General features: G+C 31.3%; 25 protein-coding genes. 9 read left to right on the forward strand and 16 right to left on the reverse strand.

Going from position 1 to position 22553, the window contains the following annotated elements; all coding sequences use genetic code 11:
• Positions 1-20: 20 nt before the first annotated feature.
• Genes tscA through HMPREF2663_RS01950 form a run of 4 tightly spaced genes read right to left on the reverse strand, consistent with a single transcriptional unit; the run spans position 21 to position 925 of the window.
• Entirely contained in the window at positions 21-248 is a 228-nt protein-coding gene (gene tscA, locus HMPREF2663_RS01940; protein WP_070845668.1) for a type II toxin-antitoxin system antitoxin TscA, read from the reverse strand.
• Positions 241-396 carry a hypothetical protein gene (locus HMPREF2663_RS12835; RefSeq protein WP_176746324.1) on the reverse strand — a complete coding sequence of 52 codons (156 nt, stop codon included), beginning with the start codon at positions 394-396 and terminating at the stop codon, positions 241-243. The genes tscA and HMPREF2663_RS12835 overlap by 8 nt, the downstream gene beginning before the upstream one ends.
• Positions 389-709: a helix-turn-helix domain-containing protein gene (locus HMPREF2663_RS01945; protein WP_070845669.1), complete on the reverse strand. Its 321-nt coding sequence runs from the start codon at positions 707-709 to the stop codon at positions 389-391. The genes HMPREF2663_RS12835 and HMPREF2663_RS01945 overlap by 8 nt, the downstream gene beginning before the upstream one ends.
• 3 nt (positions 710-712) lie before the next feature.
• Positions 713-925 carry a helix-turn-helix domain-containing protein gene (locus tag HMPREF2663_RS01950; protein WP_070845671.1) on the reverse strand — a complete coding sequence of 71 codons (213 nt, stop codon included), beginning with the start codon at positions 923-925 and terminating at the stop codon, positions 713-715.
• Between the two features lie 150 nt (positions 926-1075).
• On the opposite strand from HMPREF2663_RS01950, the gene HMPREF2663_RS01955 reads away from it, so the two are divergent.
• Positions 1076-1798 carry a helix-turn-helix domain-containing protein gene (locus HMPREF2663_RS01955; protein WP_070845672.1) on the forward strand — a complete coding sequence of 241 codons (723 nt, stop codon included), beginning with the start codon at positions 1076-1078 and terminating at the stop codon, positions 1796-1798.
• 14 nt (positions 1799-1812) lie between these two features.
• Positions 1813-2985 carry a tyrosine-type recombinase/integrase gene (locus tag HMPREF2663_RS01960; RefSeq protein ID WP_070845674.1) on the forward strand — a complete coding sequence of 391 codons (1173 nt, stop codon included), beginning with the start codon at positions 1813-1815 and terminating at the stop codon, positions 2983-2985.
• A gap of 115 nt (positions 2986-3100) precedes the next feature.
• Here the strand turns inward: HMPREF2663_RS01960 and groL are convergent, their stop codons facing one another.
• The gene (groL, locus tag HMPREF2663_RS01965) at positions 3101-4720 is read right to left on the reverse strand and encodes a chaperonin GroEL (RefSeq protein WP_002487313.1); all 1620 of its coding nucleotides are present in this window, start codon (positions 4718-4720) and stop codon (positions 3101-3103) included.
• A gap of 55 nt (positions 4721-4775) precedes the next feature.
• Positions 4776-5060 (reverse strand): co-chaperone GroES, encoded by a 285-nt coding sequence (groES, locus tag HMPREF2663_RS01970; protein WP_001830378.1) that lies wholly within the window; start codon positions 5058-5060, stop codon positions 4776-4778.
• Between the two features lie 174 nt (positions 5061-5234).
• Between groES and mroQ the strand changes: the two genes are divergently transcribed.
• The gene (mroQ, locus tag HMPREF2663_RS01975; protein ID WP_070845676.1) at positions 5235-5975 is read left to right on the forward strand and encodes an intramembrane glutamic endopeptidase MroQ; all 741 of its coding nucleotides are present in this window, start codon (positions 5235-5237) and stop codon (positions 5973-5975) included.
• 60 nt (positions 5976-6035) lie between these two features.
• Here the strand turns inward: mroQ and sdrH are convergent, their stop codons facing one another.
• Positions 6036-7514, reverse strand: a complete 1479-nt coding sequence (gene sdrH, locus HMPREF2663_RS13150) for an MSCRAMM-like protein SdrH (protein ID WP_070845678.1) — start codon at positions 7512-7514, stop codon at positions 6036-6038.
• Between the two features lie 351 nt (positions 7515-7865).
• On the opposite strand from sdrH, the gene HMPREF2663_RS01985 reads away from it, so the two are divergent.
• Complete coding sequence (locus tag HMPREF2663_RS01985) at positions 7866-8651, forward strand: carbon-nitrogen family hydrolase (RefSeq protein WP_002490351.1); 786 nt, start codon at positions 7866-7868, stop codon at positions 8649-8651.
• A 380-nt stretch (positions 8652-9031) separates the two neighbouring features.
• Here HMPREF2663_RS01985 and hld read toward each other — a convergent pair whose 3' ends face one another.
• Entirely contained in the window at positions 9032-9109 is a 78-nt protein-coding gene (hld, locus tag HMPREF2663_RS12050) for a delta-hemolysin (RefSeq protein ID WP_002494082.1), read from the reverse strand.
• A gap of 316 nt (positions 9110-9425) precedes the next feature.
• On the opposite strand from hld, the gene HMPREF2663_RS01990 reads away from it, so the two are divergent.
• Genes HMPREF2663_RS01990 through agrA form a run of 4 tightly spaced genes read left to right on the forward strand, consistent with a single transcriptional unit; the run spans position 9426 to position 12183 of the window.
• Positions 9426-9989, forward strand: a complete 564-nt coding sequence (locus HMPREF2663_RS01990; protein ID WP_002490345.1) for an accessory gene regulator AgrB — start codon at positions 9426-9428, stop codon at positions 9987-9989.
• A 5-nt stretch (positions 9990-9994) separates the two neighbouring features.
• Positions 9995-10135: a cyclic lactone autoinducer peptide AgrD gene (agrD, locus tag HMPREF2663_RS01995; RefSeq protein WP_002490348.1), complete on the forward strand. Its 141-nt coding sequence runs from the start codon at positions 9995-9997 to the stop codon at positions 10133-10135.
• Positions 10136-10160: 25 nt separating this feature from the next.
• Positions 10161-11450: a quorum-sensing sensor histidine kinase AgrC gene (gene agrC / locus HMPREF2663_RS02000; protein ID WP_032603030.1), complete on the forward strand. Its 1290-nt coding sequence runs from the start codon at positions 10161-10163 to the stop codon at positions 11448-11450.
• Between the two features lie 16 nt (positions 11451-11466).
• Positions 11467-12183 (forward strand): quorum-sensing response regulator AgrA, encoded by a 717-nt coding sequence (agrA, locus tag HMPREF2663_RS02005; RefSeq protein WP_002447515.1) that lies wholly within the window; start codon positions 11467-11469, stop codon positions 12181-12183.
• A 67-nt stretch (positions 12184-12250) separates the two neighbouring features.
• On the opposite strand, the gene HMPREF2663_RS02010 is transcribed toward agrA, so the two are convergent.
• The 8 genes from HMPREF2663_RS02010 to HMPREF2663_RS02045 all read right to left on the reverse strand — a co-directional run bounded on the left by HMPREF2663_RS02010 (position 12251) and on the right by HMPREF2663_RS02045 (position 20177).
• On the reverse strand, positions 12251-13210 hold the full coding sequence (locus HMPREF2663_RS02010; protein WP_002447516.1) for a carbohydrate kinase family protein: 960 nt from the start codon (positions 13208-13210) through the stop codon (positions 12251-12253).
• A 6-nt stretch (positions 13211-13216) separates the two neighbouring features.
• Positions 13217-14689, reverse strand: coding sequence for a sucrose-6-phosphate hydrolase (locus HMPREF2663_RS02015; RefSeq protein ID WP_083319960.1), 1473 nt, complete (start codon positions 14687-14689; stop codon positions 13217-13219).
• 259 nt (positions 14690-14948) lie between these two features.
• Positions 14949-15902 (reverse strand): LacI family DNA-binding transcriptional regulator, encoded by a 954-nt coding sequence (locus HMPREF2663_RS02020; RefSeq protein ID WP_070845682.1) that lies wholly within the window; start codon positions 15900-15902, stop codon positions 14949-14951.
• A 134-nt stretch (positions 15903-16036) separates the two neighbouring features.
• Complete coding sequence (locus HMPREF2663_RS02025; RefSeq protein WP_070845684.1) at positions 16037-17287, reverse strand: ammonium transporter; 1251 nt, start codon at positions 17285-17287, stop codon at positions 16037-16039.
• Between the two features lie 419 nt (positions 17288-17706).
• Positions 17707-17931, reverse strand: a complete 225-nt coding sequence (locus tag HMPREF2663_RS02030; protein WP_002447520.1) for a sulfurtransferase TusA family protein — start codon at positions 17929-17931, stop codon at positions 17707-17709.
• A 51-nt stretch (positions 17932-17982) separates the two neighbouring features.
• Positions 17983-19035 carry a YeeE/YedE family protein gene (locus tag HMPREF2663_RS02035; RefSeq protein ID WP_002475007.1) on the reverse strand — a complete coding sequence of 351 codons (1053 nt, stop codon included), beginning with the start codon at positions 19033-19035 and terminating at the stop codon, positions 17983-17985.
• Positions 19036-19121: 86 nt separating this feature from the next.
• Positions 19122-19403, reverse strand: a complete 282-nt coding sequence (locus tag HMPREF2663_RS02040; protein ID WP_002495670.1) for a hypothetical protein — start codon at positions 19401-19403, stop codon at positions 19122-19124.
• Positions 19404-19541: 138 nt separating this feature from the next.
• Positions 19542-20177, reverse strand: a complete 636-nt coding sequence (locus tag HMPREF2663_RS02045) for a redox-sensing transcriptional repressor Rex (RefSeq protein WP_002457908.1) — start codon at positions 20175-20177, stop codon at positions 19542-19544.
• A 346-nt stretch (positions 20178-20523) separates the two neighbouring features.
• On the opposite strand from HMPREF2663_RS02045, the gene HMPREF2663_RS02050 reads away from it, so the two are divergent.
• Positions 20524-22458 (forward strand): ABC-F family ATP-binding cassette domain-containing protein, encoded by a 1935-nt coding sequence (locus HMPREF2663_RS02050; protein ID WP_070845686.1) that lies wholly within the window; start codon positions 20524-20526, stop codon positions 22456-22458.
• The last annotated feature ends 95 nt before the right edge of the window (positions 22459-22553 follow it).

Below are 22553 nucleotides of genomic sequence, written 5' to 3' on the forward strand. Positions count from 1 at the left end.
CTATATCACACATTAAATTTTTAATTTCCCAACTCATTTATATTCTCCTCTTCAAATTCAAAGTTATTTTCGATTTGTTGTAATGACCAATTAATAATCGCTTGTAAATGTTCTTCACGATTAACCGTTTCTGTCCATTCGTTATTGCCTTCTTTAATCTCGTGATTATATTCAGTCGATTTATCATTAATCACTGTTTGTAATGTGTTATAAATTTCTTTGATAACTTCTTTTTGTTCATTATTCATTTTCTAATCCTCCTAAATTTTCACTAATTAATAACGTAAACATTACACCGAATAAATATATTGCTAGAACCATGTGAAACGGTACAACGTATATTGCTAAACAACTTACTACTACTGTTAAAAGTAAATAAAATAGAAACTTATACATTTTGCGCCTCCAGTAATTTTTTAATATTCACTTGCTTAAAATCGTTATTCCGAATATCCATGTGAGCTGTAAGCTGTTCCATGAATTCATCTACATCAGACTTCTTGAAACGATATGTGCTTCCTACCATGTAATACTTAAGCCCGTTATTAATAAGTAATTCTTCAATCGTTGGTTTACTTAAGTTCAGATACTCAGACAATTCTTTATAGGTCATAAAATATTTCTCTTTTGCTAATTCGTCGACACGTGCATTGATAGCTTGCTCAAGTAATTCACGTGCTTCAACTTCATCAATCTTAATATTGAACATTGGTTATTCCTCCTTTGTTACTTTATCAATTCCAAAAAATTCATTAAGTGTTACTCCAAAAAAGTCACACAGCGTTATCGCTGTTTTCATATCTGGACTTTCAGTTTTTTCGTGATACAAACCATATATTGTAGTTCTGGAAATTCCTGTTTTTTTACTTAATTTCAAAGCACTAATACGTTCTTTCCCCATCAACATACTTAAATTGTTTTTCAATTTAATCACCTCTTTTTGTAAATGTGTACACTATAATATTTTGTGTACAAACTAATCATATACCCATTCAATATGTTCTGTCAACAAATACTTTTTTTGATTGTATGTACACGACTAAAAAAGATATAATAATATTAATGAGGTGATAATTTGAAATTCAGCGAAATATTAAAGCAATATAGAACAAAAGAAAACTTATCTATTAATAAATTAGCTAAACTCTCCGGCGTTTCTACGACTTACATTAGTAAACTCGAAAATAATAATCGTTCTTATCCAACGATAGAAACTATCTTTAACTTAACTTTAGGATTAATCCTAAAAATTAAGGAAAAATATAAAGATATCGAAAATTATGATGACTATTTATATCCAGAAATAGAAAAAATAATATCTGACTTTGCTACAAGTGAAGATAGTAATTTAGATAAAGAAACTAAAAATACAATTATTGATGACTTCATTAAGTATATGGAGCGAAAAGAAAACGAATTTTTAAACAAAAGTTTTAGTGATAATAGAGAAATATTCGAAAATAAAATAGCAATGAATACCAATACAATGGATTACAAAAAAATTGAATATCCTTATTTTGATTTGAAGTGGTTACTTTCTCAAAATAAATTTGAAGTTTTTTATGGTAGGGATTTTATTACTGATCTTGCAACTATTGAAGATAATAAATTAAATACTAAATCAATGTATTTTTATAATATTTTAGATAAAGAAGATTTAAAAACTATTCAAAAATTGATAGAAGTTTATCTAGAAAGCAAATATCCTAAAATAAAAGATAAAGACGATTTCTTTATTTTAGCTACAGACAAACAAAATAGAATAAAAAATGCAGTAGATTGGTACAATATTGACTAACTGAGGTGACCACAATGGCAAGCTATGACCAAATCGCTAAAAATAACTGGCGTTATCGTATATCGCTTGGTAAGAACCCAACCACTGGTAAATATGAATACATCTCTAAAACTGGATTTAAACGAAAATCAGATGCTAAACATCATGCTGAGCTAATTGAACGTCAAATTAGGAATGGTGATTACATTGCCCCCTCTTCAACAACATTCAAGCAAGTTGCTGATAATTGGCTTAAACAATACAGTAATGAAGCTAAAGTAAGCAGTGTGAGAGCACGTGAGAAAGCCATACACCACGCTATTAGTCGCTTTGGTACTTATCCCATACAAAAGGTAAATAAGCGCTTATATCAGTCCTTTGTGGACGATATGACGACACAGTTTAGTAAGAATTACGTTGATAGCATAGTTGCTTCTACTAACATGATATTTAAGTATGCTTATGATATGAAATTAATAAAGGTTCTACCTAGTGAGGGTATTAAACGACCTAAAAAGAAAATGACTGTCGAAGAATTAGAGGGCAATGAATTACGACAAAAGTTTCTTGAGAAAGAGGAGTTATTTGAATTCTTACAAGTAGCTAAATATCAGCATGCATCACTCAATAGCTTTGAGGTATTTACCACATTAGCATATACAGGTATGCGTGCAGGTGAATTATTGGCGTTAAAGTGGTCTGATATTGATTTTGATAACAATACGATCAGTATTACTAAAACATATTACAATCCAAATAATAATAAGAAAAAGTATCAAATACTCACACCTAAAACTGAAAGCTCTATTGGTAAAATTTCTGTTGATGCTAACATCATTCAATTATTGAAAGATTATAAAGTAAATGTACAGGATAAATGGAAAAATGAGTTATATGTCGATAATGATTTTGTGTTTACTGATAATAACGGTTATCCCCTTGTGATTAAGAAAATCTCACAATGGATACAATCAATCATGAAACAAACGAATATTGATAAAAATATCTCGACACACTCGTTCCGTCATACACATTGTGCATTGCTCATAGAAGCTGGCGTACATATCAAAGAAATACAAGAGCGATTACGTCACAAGGATATAAATACTACTATGAATATCTACGCTAAAATCACAAATTCATATAAAAAAGACGCTTCCCAAAAGTTTAGTCAACTCATGGAAAACGTCTCAAAAGAATTATTTTAAATGTCCATTTAGTTCAGCTGAATTAAACGGGCATTTTTGTTTTTTTATATTTTCATGTCATAATTATGTCATTATAAATTTACAAACGCCTTTATATCAATGTTTATAAGCCATTTTACATCATACCTGGCATGCCACCCATTCCAGGTTGTTCATTATTTTCTGGCTCCGGAATACTAGCAACGACTGCTTCAGTTGTTAAGAACATAGCAGCTACACTTGCTGCATGTTGTAACGCTGAACGAGTTACTTTAGTTGGATCTACTATACCTTCTTCTAACATATTAACCCATTCATTTGTTGCTGCATTGAAACCAACGCCCGCTTCAGCATGTTTTAAACGTTCAACAATAATTGAACCCTCTAATCCTGCATTTTCAGCAATTTGTCTAACTGGTGCTTGTAATGCTTGTAAAACAATATTAACACCTGTTTCAACATCACCTTCTGCTTTAATTTCACTTACTTTTTGATATATATTGACTAACGCAGTACCACCACCAGCAACGATACCTTCTTCCACCGCCGCACGTGTTGAATTTAATGCGTCTTCAATTCTTAGTTTACGTTCTTTAAGTTCTGTTTCACTTGCAGCCCCTACTTTGATAACAGCTACTCCACCAGCTAGTTTTGCTAAGCGTTCCTGTAATTTTTCTTTATCAAACTCTGAATCAGTTTCTTCAATTTGCGCTTTAATTTGACCTACTCGAGCATCAATATTATTTTCATCACCATTACCATCTACGATTGTTGTGTGATCTTTAGTCACTTCAACTTTATTTGCAGTACCTAGCATATCAAGAGATGCATCTTTAAGTTCTAAACCTAAATCATCAGTAATGACTTGAGCACCAGTTAATATTGCTAGGTCTTCTAACATTGCTTTACGTCGATCACCAAATCCTGGAGCTTTAACTGCTACAGCAGTAAATGTTCCGCGCATACGGTTTAAAACAATATTAGTAAGCGCATCACCTTCTACTTCATCCGCAACAATTAAAATTGGTCGACTAGACTGCACAACTTGTTCTAATAATGGAAGAATATCTTGGAATGATGAAATTTTCTTATCCGTTACTAATATATATGGACGTTCTAATTCAGCTATCATTTTATCTGAGTCAGTTACCATATATGGTGATTGATAACCGCGATCAAATTGCATTCCTTCAACTACTTCTAATTCTGTATTAAATCCATTTGATTCTTCAATTGTGATAACGCCATCGTTACCTACTTTATCCATTGCTTCAGAAATGTAGCGTCCGATTTCTTCATCTGCTGCTGAAATAGCTCCAACTTGCGCTATCTCGTTCTTATTTTCAACCTTTTGAGAAATCTCATGAAGTGCTTCTATAGCCACTTGCACTGCTTTGTCAATACCTTGTCTTAAGCCTACAGGATTTGCACCACTTGTAACATTCTTAAGACCTTCCTGAATCATTGATTGCGCTAATACTGTTGCTGTAGTAGTACCGTCCCCAGCAATTTCATTTGTTTTATTCGCAACTTCCTGCACTAATTTTGCACCCATATTCTCATATGGATCTTCTAACTCTATTTCCTTAGCAATTGTTACACCGTCGTTTGTAATTAAAGGTGTTGTATAATCCTTATCTAGAACAACATTTCGCCCTTTAGGTCCAATTGTAACCTTTACAGCGTTTGCTAATTTATCAACGCCACGTAACATTGCTTGACGTGCGTCTTCAGAGAATTTAAGATCTTTTGCCATAGTCTAAACAACCTCCACTTATTAAATCATTTAATTAATATTTAAAATTCGCTCTTTATTCTATAATAGCTAATATATCTTCTTCATTTAAAATTAAATATGTTTTGTCGCCACGTTTCACTTCAGTACCTGCGTATTGTTGGAAGACGATTGTGTCACCTTCACTGACTTGAGGAGCAACTTGTGTGCCATTGTCTAATAAACGACCTTGTCCAACTGCAATGATCACACCTTCATTTGATTTTTCTTTAGCGCTATCTGTTAAAACGATGCCACTTTTAGTTGTTTGTTCTTGCTCTTTCTTCTCAATAATCACACGATTTCCTAATGGTTTAAGCATGATTGTTCCTCCTTCATTTACATGTGATTTAGCACTTTGATATATAGAGTGCTAATCTGTTTTTAATATTAATCAAAATTGGTCAATATATCAAGCAATAAGGACTATTAATTTTGTACTTAACCTTTATTTACGATAAAATATATAATATACATATATAGATGGAGGGAAATTATGAAAAGGTTATGGGTATCCCTATTAACCGTTCTATTCTACGGTTTAGCTCAAATATTACCTGGTTTGGTTTTAGGTAGCCATTTACTTGGAGATATGTCTAAAATGCAAACTGCCCAAACAATGATTATCATGCAAGTATCTATCTTCATCATCGTTGCATTGTTAATCATTTTCATGCAAGCAACCATTAAAAATCCTACTCAATTAGAACAAGGACATAAGGAACCTAAAAGATATATTCTCGCCTGGGTTCTATTAGGATTTTGTATTGTGATGATTTACCAGTTCATTATCAGTATAATTTTATTTGTCATCAATGGAAGTCCCCAAAGAAGTCCAAACACCGAAAGGTTAATGGATATTGCTAAGCAAATGCCGATATTTATCGTTTTAATATCCATCGTAGGCCCCATTTTAGAGGAATACGTTTTTCGTAAAGTTATCTTCGGAGAATTGTATAACTTTATAAAAGGATCACGTGTGGTAAGCTTTATTATTGCATCTGTAGTAAGCTCTCTAATATTCGCTTTAGCACATAATGACTTTAAATTTATACCAGTATATTTTGGAATGGGAGTCATTTTCTCACTTGCTTATGTTTATACAAAACGAATTGCAGTGCCAATAGGTATACACATGCTTATGAATGGTTCGGTTGTATTAACTCAAGTTATAGGTGGAGATTCTATTAAAAAATTGCAAGAACAAGCAACATTTATATTCCATTTTATATTTTAAAAATAAAAGCATCTCATCATGTATAAATCAATTATCATACATGGCGAGATGCTTATTTTATTACCCTTTTCTTCTAAAGATATATAGTCCAGTGACTCCTAGAAAAATTCCAATTATTGCAATACTTAATGATAAAAGACTTCGATGCATTTTCTTTTTCTTATCATAATCTTTGGAGTGTTCGTCATTATTTGTTGTTATTTCATCTGCACTATGGTTTTTGAAGGCGCTGTGATTTTTATCTTCTTTATCCGTAGGTTTTTTAAGTTCTGGCATTGAGCCGATTTCTCCTGTAATTAAAGCTAAAACCTGATCGTCTAAATTTTCATAGTATTTACTAGAATTAAGTGGATTAAAATATTGAAATCTGAAATAGCTTGTCCCTTTTTGTAATGAATTTAAATATTCATTTCCTCTAAATGATTGCTTTCTAAACAAGCTATAAATGTCACTATCTGTGACCTTTCCATCTAATTGATTCAAATTTTTTACTTGATTAATCAAAAACGGATTGTACTTATAGGCACCCGTTGCTAATTGTCTAAATCTGCTAATTAATGAATTGGTATTATCACTACTATTCATTCTATGTTCGATATTATTTTGAGATTTAAAAAAGCCATTTTTATTCCATATAAATTGATTTATATTATTTTGATTTCTATGACCTGAACTAGAATTAATAATATTTTGTTGACGTTTATATGGCGCACCGTCTCCACTAGTACGTGTATGATTAATATTATGGTTTATATTGTTTTGATTTGTTTGATTGTATTTAGGCCTTTGGGGTTGATTCGTATGACTTTGAGAAGGTCTATTTGTATTTCCTTTAGTGTTACTAGGTTTTTTTCCGGTATGTGAACCCTTACCTGAACTTGTATCAGAGTCTGAATCACTATCCGAGTCACTGTCTGAATCGGAATCACTATCGGAATCCGAGTCACTGTCTGCACCTGAGTCACTATCTGAGTCCGAATCGCTGTCTGAATCACTGTCTGCATCCGAGTCGCTGTCTGAATCTGAGTCACTATCTGAATCCGAGTCACTGTCTGAATCTGAGTCACTATCTGAGTCCGAATCGCTGTCTGAATCACTGTCTGCATTTGAGTCACTTTCTGAGTCAGAGTCACTGTCTGAATCTGTGTTACTATCTGAGTCCGAATCACTATCTGAATCGGAATCACTATCTGAATCGGAATCACTGTCTGCACCTGAGTCACTACCTGAATCTGAGTCACCATCTGAATCTGAATCACTATCTAAATATGTGTCAATGTCTGAATCTGAATCACTATCTGAAACGATATCTGTGTCTAAATCATTATCCGAATTCATACTATTTCCTGTGCGACTAGTGTCATTCACTTCATTGATAGTATTGCTCTTAGCTGTATTCTTATCAATCTGGTCTTTAGAAAAATTAATGTCAATAGGATGACTACCCTCAGCATGTGCTTGGTGACTGAATAATGATGTAGTTACCATGAACGCAAAGCCCGTAAGCATAAATGAATGTTTAATGTTAAACTTTTTCATAGATTCAACCACCTCCCCATTACAATCTTTTGTTATTTCAAGTATATAAAAAAACTAAGCATTTTGCATTTAAATATGATTATTGAAAATTAATATTAATAAAGTTGAAACGTAAAAGTAACTATTTGTAAACAACAGAATTCATGAAATTTTTTATTTTAATTAGTACTTGATAATTAGATGTAAGCTAAAGCTTCACCCTAAGCCTAACAAAATTTCAAAATTTATGTTAGTTCAATATAGTTGTATGTATAGATTAACATGATTAAATTTTAGATATTTTAAATGAAATTTTGCCTTTAACTGGCAATTTTAGTATCTTATAACTAAAATGACAGGCGGGTGAATATATTGAAAATCCAAATACTTCAATTCAATGTAGAACGTGGAAATGTTGAAAAAAATATGCAAAATATCAAAACTAAGTTTAAGCAATATTTAGATAAAGATACCAGTGTCGTCGTGCTTCCAGAAATGTGGAATAACGGTTATGCTTTAGAAGAATTAGAACAAAAAGCTGATAAAAATCTTAAAGACAGTTCTCTCTTTATAAAAGATTTAGCACATACATTTAATGTGGATATCATTGCAGGTTCAGTTTCAAATATAAGAGAAAATCATATATATAATACTGCTTTTGCAATCAATAAAAACGGAGAATTGATTAATGAATATGACAAAATACATCTCGTGCCAATGTTACGTGAACCAGACTTTTTATGTGGTGGACATATAGTCCCTGAACCTTTTTATTTATCTGATCAAACACTTGTGACACAAATCATTTGTTATGACTTACGATTTCCAGAGATATTACGCTATCCAGCTAGAAAAGGTGCTAAAATTGCTTTTTATGTAGCGCAGTGGCCTAACTCAAGACTAGATCATTGGTTATCATTACTAAAAGCGAGAGCAATCGAAAATGATATTTTTATTGTAGCTTGTAATAGTTGTGGTGATGATGGTCACACCAGTTATGCTGGAAATTCGATTGTCATTAATCCTAATGGTGAAATTTTAGGCCATTTAGATGATAAAGAAGGTGTACTAACAACACATATCGACATAGACTTAGTAGATCAACAAAGAGAATATATTCCAGTTTTCAAAAATCTAAAACCACATCTTTATAAATAGCATAGTTAAAGCCGTGAGCTTGGGAGAGACTCACGGCTTGATAACTTATTATTAAGGGAATGTTTTTACAGTTATTTTTTCAATCTATTTTTTGGGGATGTTATTAATTATGAAAAAATTTTAGTGAATTTATCTATTTAACATGATAAATTGAATGTTGTTTACGATAGTTTACATGCTAGAAATAATTACCTATTTAAGGTAGCTAAGAATAATACGTAACACTGAGTCCAAGGAAACTACAGCTACTAGCAAATGCTTCTCACTTGCTTAGTTTATATTAGTAAATTATTAAGTTGGGATGGCTCAACAACTCACTAATAGTATTAATTATACGAAGAAAACAAAGTTACAAAAGTTACAATAGACTCATTCAAAAATTATTTTTTGAATTTATTAACTGTGTCGATAATCCATTTTACTAAATCACCGATTGTAGAAATGATATCTGCTGCCATTATAACTTCACTCCTTTCGAATTAAGGTAATGGATACGAATGAATTTAACATTCACTCTACTAGATTAAGCAAATTTTTCAACTATCTTTCAATCACATCTCTGTGATATGAGTCTATTAAAACATGATTTTTCCATTTAAAGATTAAAATTTCGTAAATAGCAATATTTAGTACTCAACTGTAAAACTAAATATGATAAAATATCTAATAGCACTTAATTAAAACACTTAGGTATGTTTTTTTGACAGTTAGGCATGTTTTCTAAAATATGTTGCGCAAAATTGTATAATGACACTTGAGGAGAGTAGTAAACAAGTGAAAATCATCGATAAAAATATTGAGCAATTTGCTCAATATTTACAACGTAAAAATAACTTAGATCACATTCAGTTTCTAAAAGTTCGTTTAGGGATGCAAGTAGTTGCTGGTAATATTGAAAAAACAGTGGTTCTATACGGACTATCTTATTTTTTTGATTTGCTCATTTTTACATTTTTAACTCATATTAGTTACTTTCTATTAAGAATTTTTGCTCATGGTGCACATGCTAAAACAACTCTTCAATGTCATATACAAAATATTCTTTATTTTTTATTTTTACCTTGGCTAGTGCTACACCTTCCTCTTAGTACAAATATATTTTATTTTTTAGCCATGATTAGTTTTTTATTAGTAATATCTTTTGCACCGGCTGCAACCAAGAAACAACCTATACCTAAACATTTATTTAAGAAGAAAAAAGTACTCTCCATATTAAGTTTTATCGTAATCATAACAATCGCTTTAACACTAGAAGAAGTATTCAAAAAAAATGTAATATCGGGTGTTGTAATAGAGGCTATTACACTTTTACCAATATTTTTTCCTAAGGAGGATTAACAAATATGAATTTATTAGGTGGCTTATTTTTAAAAATATTTTCAAACTTTATGGCAGTAATTGGTAACGCAGCAAAATACAACCCTTGTGCTAGTTATCTCGATGAGCCACAAGTGCCAGAAGAATTAACTAAACTAGATGAGTAGAATTTAGTAGAAAGAGTGTATTCAATTGGATGAGCTTAACTTTTTATCATTTGCAGCTATACAGATATTTCTTTTGGTTTGGGTTATAAAAACTATTGCTAATATTAAATTTGTAAGAAAGGATTATATTTTCATTACTGGAATTATAATCCTTTCTGCAATATTATATAATGTTTATTCAAGCCAAGCACTTGTACTTGTAGTATTAATGATTATAATTTTCTTCTATTCAAAAGTCAGATGGTATTCTATAGTTATAGTGTTAATGAGCACTTTGTTGTCATATTTAACAAATTTTATTACAGTAGTCATCTCTTTATATACTGAAGATATAATACATAATATTTATTTATTTACTATCTTTCATTTATTAATTTATGTCATTTTATCTTTAATTTTGGCACATTTATTTAAACACTTATTAATTAAGCTTAGGTATATTTATTTATATATAAGCAAAAGATATTACTTTATTATTTCTTTTGTATTAGCTATTGCTTTTATATACTTCTATATAATTTCACAAACTAATTTACAAGAAAATAATAGTTTAAAATTTTATGCCATCATTTTTGTTTCTGTTATCGTATTTTTGAGTTTGGTTATATTATTGTTATCGGCTTTCGCACTACGTGAAATGAAATATAAACGTAAGCTACAAGAAATCGAAGCATATTATGAGTACACGTTACGTATAGAAAGCATTAACAATGAAATGCGTAAGTTCCGACATGATTATGTGAATATCCTCACCACTCTTTCAGATTACATAAGAGAAGATGATATGCCTGGATTACGTAAATATTTTGATGAACATATTGTCCCAATGAAAGATAAATTAAAAACTCGCTCTATTAAAATGAATGGTATTGAAAAATTGAAAGTGAGAGAAATTAAAGGGCTGATTACTACTAAAATTATTCAAGCTCAAGAAAAACGTATTCCAATTAGTATTGAGGTTCCTGATGAAATTGATCGTATCGATATGAATACTGTTGAGCTTAGTCGTATTATCGGTATTATAACTGATAATGCTATTGAAGCTTCAGAAAATATTGATGAACCACTCATCAATATCGCATTCATTGATAATGATGAATCTGTCACTTTTATCGTTATGAATAAATGTAGTGATGATATTCCTAAAATTCATGAGTTGTTTGAACAAGGTTTTTCTACTAAAGGCGATAATCGCGGTATAGGTTTATCAACTTTAAAAGAACTGACAGACTCAAACGAGAATGTTTTATTAGATACTGTCATTGAAAATGGTTACTTTGTGCAAAAAGTCGAAATAAATAATAAGGAATCATAAGGATGTGTAGAATTAAATGAAAATTTTTGTTTGTGAAGATGACCAAAGACAAAGAGAACATATGGTATCAATCATTAAAAACTACATAATGATTGAAGAAAAGCCAATGGAGTTAACTTTAGCAACAAATGATCCTTATGAGGTCTTAGAGCAATCAAAAGAACTTAATGACATTGGTTGTTACTTCCTTGATATTCAATTAGAAGCTGATATGAACGGTATTAAATTAGCCAGTGAAATTCGTAAACATGATCCTGTTGGTAATATTATATTTGTAACCAGTCACAGTGAACTGACTTATTTGACGTTTGTTTATAAAGTGGCTGCTATGGATTTTATTTTTAAGGATGATCCGTCTGAATTAAAAATGAGAATCATAGATTGTCTTGAAACAGCACATACACGACTCAAATTATTATCTAAAGAAAGTAATGTAGATACGATTGAGTTAAAACGTGGAAGTAATTCAGTATACGTTCAATATGATGATATTATGTTTTTTGAATCATCTACGAAATCTCATAGACTCATCGCACATCTTGATAATCGACAAATTGAATTTTATGGAAATTTAAAAGAATTAGCACAGCTTGATGAACGTTTCTTTAGATGTCATAACAGTTTTGTGATAAACAGGCATAATATTGAATCTATTGATTCAAAAGAACGTATTGTTTACTTTAAGAATGGCGAAAATTGTTTCGCTTCAGTACGTAATGTTAAAAAAATATAATGTAACACCCACCTTTACGATATGAAGTTGTAAAGGTGGGTGTTTGACTTATTTCTTATGTTTTTAATCAATAATAGTCTTTTATATCTTCTTTTGTTGGCAAACTTTCAATAGCACCATGTTTCGTTGTTGTAAGTGCTGCAACACGATTACTAAACGCTAGTATATCCTTTCCCTTTTCCTTAAATAAATCTTTACATTCAGAATGCCGAGCCTGGAGTATGCAATAAATAATAGCACCTATAAATGCGTCACCAGCACCAGTTGTATCAATTGCTTGAACTTGATACCCCTCATGATGAATACGATAATCATCTTTGGTAAAAATAGTGGCACCTTGTGCTCCTTGCGTATAAATCACTACATTAACTTGACCTCTAAATAAAGATTGAATTGCTTCATCTTCATTCTTCTTACCAGTAATAAATAATAATTCTTCATCAGATATTTTAACAATATGTGCTTTAGGTATGAACGCATTAATTGTACGTTGACATTCGAGTTTATCTTCCCATAAAGGTAAGCGTACATTAGGATCAAAAACAATGGTACCACCTACTGACTCGAATTTTTCAATCATTTTCTCATGGGCATATTTCATGTCACTCTCTATTAAATCTACAGAACAAAAATGTAAAATATCGTCTTGAAATACTTGAATATTATCAATATTTTCAGGTTGATATAACATATCTGCAGAAGGTTTACGATAAAATGAGAAATCTCTTTGACCATCATCTTGAAGGCTAACAAATGCCAACGCAGTATTTGCTTTATTAGTTCGCTTAATATATTGCGTACCTACGCCAAGTTGTTCAATTGTTTCTACAATGATATCACCAAACGCGTCATTTCCTAGCTGTGTTATCATTTCTGATTTTCCACCTAATTTACTTACTGTAGCCGCTACATTACACGGTGCGCCTCCAACTTGTCGACTAAATTGTTCAACATCTTTTAATTTTGAATGTGTTACGTGTGGTATGAAATCAATTAATGCCTCTCCAATGGCAAATAGACGTCTCATTATAAATCACCCTTTTAATTCATATTTAGTGAATTTTAAATATACTTGACCAGATTCAGTCGAAGCTTTTATACCAGTAGCATCCTCATTTGGGAAAATACGTGAGGTTAAAACACGCTCACCATCATTACAAAATATTTCGATACTAGATGTATCTACAAAAATTTGTAACTGTTTTAATGGTGAGTCTAAAATGGTAGAACGCGTTGTTCCATCGACATTTGATGGTAGTTTCCCACTATCGGTACGATCTAAAGTGAGTTTATTTTCGTGTTTATTATAAGTAATCAGTGTAGATTCAGATCGAGAGCTACGCAATTCAAAATATATTTCTGAAGCATCATTTTCTAATATATCTATAATCATCTCATACTGTTTACCCTCATATGGATGTAATTTACGTTTGAATTTATTAGCATATCCCAAAGCTGTTTCTTTATTTGTTCTTAATTCTTCTAACTGCTTAAAAGGTCGTTGCTTAAGTTTTCCATTTTCAATAGTCAGTACTCGAGGAATAGTAAGACAATGTGCCCACCCCTCTTTATCTGTAGGATACTCTGTATCTGGAAGTCCCATCCATCCTATTAAAATGCGTTGTCCATCTGCATCAATAAACGTTTGTGGCGCATAGAAATCAAAACCATTATCCAATTCTTGAAAACTTTCATGATCGAAAAATAGATTATTAAAGTTTAAATCTCCTATCATAAACCCTGATTGATAGATATTTCTAAATTTATCTCCTTCAGCTTCAACACCTTGTGGACACATGAGTATGACATCTTTATTGCCTAGTCTAAAATAATCAGGGCACTCCCACATATAACCAAATTGTGTCAGATTAGTTTTAATCTCACCCTCAAAATGCCAATCAACAACATCTTGACTACGATATAAAAGTAAACGACCCATCTCATTTTCATTTTGAGCACCTAGAATAGCGTACAGTTGATTATTTTTTTCAAATACCTTGGGATCCCTGAAATGACTTGTATAGCCTTCAGGTTGTCCATAAATCACAGGTTTAGGAAACTTCTCTATTTTTCCATCTTTGTTCATTCTGGCAATCATTTGACTGGAAATTCTATTCCAATGTTGGTCACGGTGATTACCTGTATACATATAATAAAGGTGATTTTGATATTCAAAAGCACTTCCACTGTATACGCCATGACTATCATACTTAGTATCAGGTTTAAGAAGTGTTCCTTGAGGTTCAAAATGTAATAAATCTTTGCTTTTATAATTAAACCAATATTTTAAACCGTGCACAGCACCTAACGGAAACCATTGATGTGAAATATAGTAGTATCCTTCATAATAAATGAGTCCGTTTGGATCATTCAATAAACCCATTTCAGGTTGGATATGAAATGTTTGTCTATATAAAGATGTATCCACTTGGTGTTTCAGTTGCTCAAGATATGTTTCATCAACATCCTCAATACGTTGGTATCTCTCTTCACGAGTCCACTCCACTATGTTCTACCTCCTACTAAAACTATTTATATATTAATAACTCTATTATTCTAACATATCGATTAAGACAAATATGTTAATAATGTCACTTTTTGACATGTTTAAATTCAGGCCTATTAATATCCAATTGATACCAGTCAACATATAATTAATTATTTCATTTAACTATGTTTTCACAATAATTATATCAATTTGATTAGCAATTATCATTATATGTGGTATCGGTTCCATTTTAACTAAAACAAGCTTGTTGTGCATGTTAATTCAAATGGATAGGAATTTTTATTTTTAATGCTGTTTGTTCACCTTTTAATAGTTGGTTAATTTCTTTTAATGCTTGCTCTCCTGCTTCAAAGTAATTATAGCTAACCGTTTGAATGACAGGTGATACTATTTGAGTCATAGGGTCTCCACCAAATCCATATATTGAACAATTGTAAAACCTTTGTTGACGATCAGAGCAATATTTATGGATTGCAAAAGCAATGGTATCAGTTGCTCCAACTATCGCATCAGCATGATGTACTCTTTTAAGTTGCCGACTTACATCTTTAAAAGCTTGTTCATGCTTAAATGTTGTCTCATAAATTTTCGGACTTATGTGATAGTCATTCAACGCTTGAATAACTCCCAGCTTACGTTGAACACCAACTGCAATATCTTCTTCACTTACACCAAAGAAATGTACATTTCGACATCCTTTTTCACCAATGAGTACTCCAATTTTATATCCAGCTTCATAATCATCGTGATATATACTATATAGTTGATCATGTTCTTGTCCTACTATAATGACAGGAACATCTATTTTCTCAATGACTTCAATATGCGCTTCAGTAATATGTGTTGCCATTAGCACGATTCCATCAACTTTACTACGTGATAATGTTTTTAGTGCCGAAATTTCACCGTCTATTTCTAATCCTGTGTAATTTAATAATAACTGATATCGATGTTTATTACATTGGTGTACCAAGCCCTTAATTGTTTCATCAACAGCGTATGAATTCATACGTGGAATAATTGCTCCAATCAAATTGGTACGTCGAGCTCTTAAGCTTTGTGCAAATTGATTAGGTTGATAATTATTTTCTTCTATTATTTTAGTTATTTTTTCTTTTGTTGCTGGACTTACAGATCCATTATTTAAAAAGCGTGAAACAGTACTTTTCGATACTCCAGCTAGTTTTGCTATATCTGATATATTTTTCATAAAAAATCACCTATCACGTCATCCATCATTTCTTTTTATTTTATCATATGAACCAACGCTTTAAATAGTTGAAATTATTGTTTAGAATACGATTAAATAAATTGACGTGTTAGGTGATTGTCATTTATATAATTTTAAAACTTAATATGACGATTAAACTTATTTAGCTCTCCATAGAAATATGCTTTCTCACCGTGTACTATAACATCGAGTCCGGTTTTATCTTCTTCTTGAGTTGTAGCTAAAGGAGTAAAAATTTTAATAAATCTAGCAATCAAAAATGTGACTATTGCGCTAAAAACGACAGTCGCAATTGCCGCGCCAAGTTGAATGACTACTATTTTAAAATCACCTGTATAGATAAAACCATTCTGCACCGCACTATTAATTTGATGTGATTGAAAAACTCCTGTAAACACAGCTCCTAAGATACCACCTACACCATGAATACCAAATGCATCAAGTGCATCATTATATTGGAGTTTTACTTTGATTAAATTTATAACGATATAGCAACCTATGCCACCAATTATTGCAATAATCATAGCACTCATATAGCTGACGTATCCTGCTGCTGGTGTAATAGCGACAAGACCAGAGAGTGCTCCAGATAAAAGACCTAGTAAGCTTGTAGTCTTTTTCAAGATATATTCAAAGATTAACCAACCGAAAGCACCTGCACTTGCACCAATAACTGTATTCACAAACGATATCATGGCTATGTGATCGAATGTAAATGCACTGCCCACATTAAATCCATACCATCCTAACCATACTAATATACCACCTATAAGTGTAATTAATAGATTATGGGGAGTATGTTTTTCTTTCTTTTTACCTATACCTATCATTATCCCAAGAACCAAACCAGATACACCTGATGTTATATGAACTACTGTTCCACCCGCATAATCTATTGCTCCAATTTTACTAATCCAACCACCACACCATACCCAGTGGGCAACAGGGCTATAAATTAATAGAACCCATAAACTCACAAAAATCAGATAAGGAATGAATCTCATTTTCTCGGCTATCGAACCTGATAAAATAGATACCGCAATTGTACAAAACATCATTTGAAACAACATAAATAATGAGAGAGGGATATGAGGACTCAAAGTTTTTGAAGTTTCAAAACCAACATGATGAAGACCCAAAAATTTCAAACCACCTATCCATTGATTACCTCCATCAAAACTTAAAGAGAAACCAATCATTATCCATATAAATGTGACAATGACAATGGCAACCATACTTTGCATTACAGTATTTAAAGCATTTTTTGATTGTACGAGTCCCCCATAAAAAAGGCTTAAACCTGGTGTCATTAACCATACTAATAGAGTACATAAAAATAGAAATATTGTATCATTCATATTCATACTTACCACTTCCTTTAAAAACATCATAATGAGTGTTTTTTTAAAAAGCAAAATTAGGTAAGGTCATGTTACACAGTATGTCACTTTAAGTTACATTGTATATATAAGCGTAGTACTAAAAACAAATTACTTTCGTTACACCATGTTAGTAATGAGTATAATAAAAAGATTATCTTGATTTAGTTATCTCATTACAATAATAAATAAGCCTGGGACAATGATTGTTGTCTCAGGCTATCATAATTCTACTAACGAATTTCATTAAATTAAAAACAGTCTTCAAGTTTAGCTCTTTCTTTCAACGATATAGCTAATGGCTACTTAATTTAACTTTTTTCTCGTCAATTTAATCTATAATTAAATTTGCTTAATTTTCTATCCTTAAAAAATCTTTTTATCAACCTTATAACTTTAAGTTTTTATGCCTTTTGAATAGTAATCGTCCATGATGCATCATCAAGTTGCTCATAGTTTGTAACTGGATATCCATTTTCTGCAGCCCAATTAGGTAATGCTTCGGTAGCCTGGGTGCAATCGAAATCGATTTTCAATTCATCCCCTTGATTTAAATCATTCATTTTCTTTTGTGCTTCTATTAAAGGAAATGGACAAACCATCCCTACTGTTCCTAATTCGTATACCATTGATATACCTCCTCATTCACTTTATCTAATGTCACATTTGAATAACCAATCTTAGCTTTGAGATACTTGTTGTAACTTTTTCATAGGTTTTACAAAAATAAAATAACTCATAAACCAAACACCAATAATCATAGAGGCTAAAGCAATCCATCCTTGCCAACTCATTGTAGCTGTCTCTACTAAACCATTACCGATAGAGCAACCACCTGCAACTGAAGCACCAAATCCCATAAATATGCCACCAAGCGCACTATTGCGAATTGTCTTAATATCTGGCAATCTCCATCTAAATTCTTTAGACCCTTTTGCAGCTATATAAGAACCTATGAATATACCTAGTACCAAAAGCACACCCCAATCAATAAATTTTAAATCTCCTGAAATAAGATAATTTACAAGATTTGCAGATGGTGTTGTTATACCTAAGCCACCCATTCTCCCAGTAGATTCACTCATAGGCCAAGCAAGTAAAGCAATAAAACCTATTGCAATACCAGCAACAAATGGATGATATCTTTTTTCAAATAGATAATGTCTAATACCACTATATTTTTGTTTAAGTTGGGGCACCATTATTTTAGGCTTTCGAATTGTTTTTACAACTAAAAATATTGTAATTACAGTTAATAACGTGACGAGAATCCATTGTGGTATACCAGTTGTACTTGTCATACTTGTGCTGACTTGTGTCGGTTTATTTATTTGATTCATTATTGGAAGAAGTACCCCAGTTTTAGTTACGGCTGAAGTCAATGCATAAAATATTAATGCCACCCAACTTCCAATTAACCCTTCACCAGCCCTATACCAAGTTCCAGTCGCGCATCCTCCAGCTAATACTATTCCTATTCCAAAAACGAAGGATCCCAAAATAGTTCCTATAACTGGAAATGTTTCTGCTGGAACCTCAATAATATTTAAGTTCTTTAGAATAAGTAAACCAATACTTTGGACTGTAATAGCAATAAGCAATGCATAAAACATTTTGTTACTTTTTTGAACGTACATATCTCTAAATCCACCAGCTAAACAAAATCTTGTTCTCTGCATTACAAATCCTAGCAATATGCCAACGACTAGTCCGCTTATAATTGTCCAAACCATTTTATCACCTTTTTCCGATATAAATACTAAGGTATTATAGTAGAAAGGACAATATTTTGCAAATTCTTAATTTTCTTTATTATTTTTTAATATAAATATTTTGTGAGTTTGTTTAAGTCATTTTTAGATAAGTTACTAAATTTATACCACTCTCGATCAGAATAATAAATAAACAATTTATTTCCTAATAAACCTTTAGATATTCTATACCGCACAATGCTAGAGAGTTCGAATTGGATATTGAATGGATTATTGTTTTGATTATATGCCTGAAACTCCAACTTATTTTCACGTATCAACAATATACCAGGAACTGTCATTATTCTGGGAATATGTGGTTTGAAATTACAATTTATTTCTTGAGTCACTTGTTTCAATCTCCCATTTCAATAAATATCAACTTACAATTTTTGCTAAAAAAGTTTCGTATTTATAATCTATTGTAACTGTTTAATATAAAAAAAGCACTCTCAATTGAGAGTACTATGTTAAAGTGATTTTTTTAATTATTTACTATAATTTTTCATGAAGAACAATAATGATTGTAACTCTATACCAAAGTCAATATGATGTACTTGGACATCTTGGGGTGTTTTAATTCGACGTGGTGTAAAGTTTAGTATACCTTTAACACCGGCTTTCACAAGTTCATCAGCTACTTGTTGTGCTACATTATCTGGTGTTGTTAAAATGACTACATCAATATCTTCTGATTCTAATGTCGTTTTGATATCATCGCTATGTTTTACCACAACGTCACCGATATTTTCACCTATAATATCTGATCTAATATCAAAAGCTTCAGTAATTGTCATCTCATCATGTATTGAGAAGTTATATGTAAGTAATGCACGCCCTAAATTACCGATACCTATAATGGCAATTTTAATTTGATCGCTCTCACTTAATTCTGATTTAAAGAATTCAAGCATACTATCTATATTATATCCATATCCTTTTTTTCCTAATTCACCAAAGTATGAAAAGTCTCTTCTTATTGTAGCTGAATCAATTTGTAGTGCTTCACTTATTGTTTTAGAATTAACACGATCTATACCTTTACCTTTCAAAATACTGACAAATCTGTAATATAAAGGTAAACGTTTTAACGTAGCGCGAGGAATTTTAAAATCATCTGACATATATCTAACCCCCTTTTTCGCGTATATTATGCATGTATCTTTAAAATCAGTAAATGAGTTAAAACATATGTTGAATGTCATCTCATAATACAAATAATTGTCTACAACGAATACTTAAACATTATACATTATTAATTTTTAAAAATAAATATCCTAGTTTCATGTGTTCTATGAATACTGTAGAATAGAGGTAATTGAGTTTAACATCATTTCAAGATAACGTACGCAATTTATTTTTCTATTTAAAATTCGATAATATAGAATTAACAAAAATTTAAATATTCAAAAACAAATACTTTATATATAGTTTAAACCTATTTCAAATACATAGAAAGGTGAGAATCGAATGATACTTTTACAACTTAATGACATCTCCAAATCGTTCGATGGTGAAGATATCTTCACAGATGTTAATTTTGAGGTGAAAACTGGCGAAAGAATCGGCGTAGTAGGCCGTAATGGAGCTGGTAAATCGACATTAATGAAAATCATAGCAGGTGTCGAAAATTACGATAGTGGTCATATATCAAAAATCAAAAATTTAACAATGAGTTATTTAACTCAGCAAATGACACTCAATTCAGAAGCTACTGTCTTTGAAGAAATGTCTAAGCCCTTTGAACACATTAAAAAAATTGAAAATTTAATTAAGGATGAAACAGATTGGCTTGCACGAAATGGACAAGATTATGAATCCGATGAATATCAATCACATATTGAAAAATATGAAACTTTAACTAATCGTTATGAGCAATTAGATGGTTATCAATATGAAAGTAAAATTAAAACAGTACTGCACGGGCTTAACTTTACAGAAAACGATTTCAACAAGCCTATTAATGATTTTAGTGGTGGTCAAAAAACACGTCTTTCTCTTGCTCAAATGTTACTTAAAGAACCCGATTTACTCCTTCTTGATGAACCAACTAACCATCTAGACATGGAAACAACCAAGTGGTTAGAGGATTACTTAAAGTACTTTAAAGGAGCAATTGTGATTATCAGTCATGATAGATATTTTTTAGATAAAATTGTAACTCAAGTTTATGATGTTGCTCTAGGAAATGTAAAACGCTATGTAGGAAACTATGAGCAATTTATAAAGCAACGTAATCAGTATTACGAAAAGCGCATGCAAGAATTTGAAAAGCAACAAGAAGAAATCAAGCGTTTAGAAACCTTTGTAGAAAAAAATATTACTCGTGCATCTACAAGTGGCATGGCTAAGAGTAGACGTAAAACATTGGAAAAAATGGAACGTATTGATAAACCTATGATAGATGCTAGAAGTGCAAATATACAATTTGGCTTCGACCGTAATACTGGTAATGATGTGATGCATATTCATGATTTAAAGATTGGTTACGACTCACCTATTACACGACCTATAAACCTCGAAGTCTTTAAAGGGGATCATATAGCTATCATTGGGCCAAATGGTGTTGGTAAAACAACATTGATAAAAACAATTGCTGAAAAACATCCTAAACTAGGTGGTCAAATTATCTTTGGTGCTAATTTACAAATTGGATACTATGATCAAAAACAAGCTGAATTTAAATCAAATAAAACCATTCTCGATTATGTTTGGGATCAATATCCACACATGAATGAAAAAGATGTACGTGCAGTATTGGGGCGTTTCTTGTTCGTTCAAGAAGACGTTAAAAAAATTATCAATGACTTATCTGGCGGAGAAAAAGCACGGTTACAATTAGCACTTTTAATGTTACAACGTGATAATGTTCTTATCTTAGATGAACCGACTAACCATTTAGATATTGATTCTAAAGAAATGCTTGAACAAGCATTGAAAGATTTTGAGGGCACGATTATTTTTGTATCACATGATCGTTATTTTATTAACCAACTTGCAAATAAAGTTTTTGATTTAAACCTTAATGGTGGCCAAATGTATTTAGGAGATTATCAGTATTATATTGAGAAAACTGAAGAAGCTATTGCTATCAAAGCACATGAAACAGAAATTCAAAATAATTTTGAAAATAAAGAGATAAATCAAGACGCAAATACTTCAACCTATTTCAGTCAAAAACAACAAAAAAGACAACAACGTAAATTAGAAAGACAAATTGAACATTGTGAAAGACAAATCGAAGAATTAGAATCACAAATATCACATATCGAAGAACAGTTAACACAGCCTGAAGTATTTAACGACCCTCTAAAAGCTAGTAAATTTGCCAATCAAAAATCCGAAACCGAACAAAAATTAGAACAAATAATGTTAGAATGGGAAAAATTACAAGAAAAGCTCTAATTTCCAACATAATCACAAGACACCTAAAAGTTGAATATATGACTTTTCGGTGTCTTTTAGTATGTTTTTACACAAATATTATTAACATCATGAAT

The sequence above is a fragment of the Staphylococcus sp. HMSC077D08 genome (genome assembly GCF_001837945.1).
GTDB classification, from domain to species: domain Bacteria; phylum Bacillota; class Bacilli; order Staphylococcales; family Staphylococcaceae; genus Staphylococcus; species Staphylococcus epidermidis.

Bases quoted from the DNA above. Each gene is read 5' to 3' on its own strand.
- HMPREF2663_RS02045 (WP_002457908.1), bottom strand. From the start codon at position 20,177: ATGTCAGATGATTTTAAAATTCCTCGCGCTACGTTAAAACGTTTACCT.
- mroQ (WP_070845676.1), top strand. From the start codon at position 5,235: ATGAAAAGGTTATGGGTATCCCTATTAACCGTTCTATTCTACGGTTTA.
- sdrH (WP_070845678.1), bottom strand. From the start codon at position 7,514: ATGAAAAAGTTTAACATTAAACATTCATTTATGCTTACGGGCTTTGCG.
- groES (WP_001830378.1), bottom strand. From the start codon at position 5,060: ATGCTTAAACCATTAGGAAATCGTGTGATTATTGAGAAGAAAGAGCAA.
- HMPREF2663_RS12835 (WP_176746324.1), bottom strand. From the start codon at position 396: ATGTATAAGTTTCTATTTTATTTACTTTTAACAGTAGTAGTAAGTTGT.
- HMPREF2663_RS01960 (WP_070845674.1), top strand. From the start codon at position 1,813: ATGGCAAGCTATGACCAAATCGCTAAAAATAACTGGCGTTATCGTATA.
- tscA (WP_070845668.1), bottom strand. From the start codon at position 248: ATGAATAATGAACAAAAAGAAGTTATCAAAGAAATTTATAACACATTA.
- HMPREF2663_RS01945 (WP_070845669.1), bottom strand. From the start codon at position 709: ATGTTCAATATTAAGATTGATGAAGTTGAAGCACGTGAATTACTTGAG.
- agrA (WP_002447515.1), top strand. From the start codon at position 11,467: ATGAAAATTTTTGTTTGTGAAGATGACCAAAGACAAAGAGAACATATG.
- HMPREF2663_RS02035 (WP_002475007.1), bottom strand. From the start codon at position 19,035: ATGGTTTGGACAATTATAAGCGGACTAGTCGTTGGCATATTGCTAGGA.
- HMPREF2663_RS02010 (WP_002447516.1), bottom strand. From the start codon at position 13,210: ATGAGACGTCTATTTGCCATTGGAGAGGCATTAATTGATTTCATACCA.
- HMPREF2663_RS02050 (WP_070845686.1), top strand. From the start codon at position 20,524: ATGATACTTTTACAACTTAATGACATCTCCAAATCGTTCGATGGTGAA.
- HMPREF2663_RS02025 (WP_070845684.1), bottom strand. From the start codon at position 17,287: ATGAATATGAATGATACAATATTTCTATTTTTATGTACTCTATTAGTA.
- groL (WP_002487313.1), bottom strand. From the start codon at position 4,720: ATGGCAAAAGATCTTAAATTCTCTGAAGACGCACGTCAAGCAATGTTA.
- HMPREF2663_RS02030 (WP_002447520.1), bottom strand. From the start codon at position 17,931: ATGGTATACGAATTAGGAACAGTAGGGATGGTTTGTCCATTTCCTTTA.
- HMPREF2663_RS02020 (WP_070845682.1), bottom strand. From the start codon at position 15,902: ATGAAAAATATATCAGATATAGCAAAACTAGCTGGAGTATCGAAAAGT.
- agrD (WP_002490348.1), top strand. From the start codon at position 9,995: ATGAATTTATTAGGTGGCTTATTTTTAAAAATATTTTCAAACTTTATG.
- hld (WP_002494082.1), bottom strand. From the start codon at position 9,109: ATGGCAGCAGATATCATTTCTACAATCGGTGATTTAGTAAAATGGATT.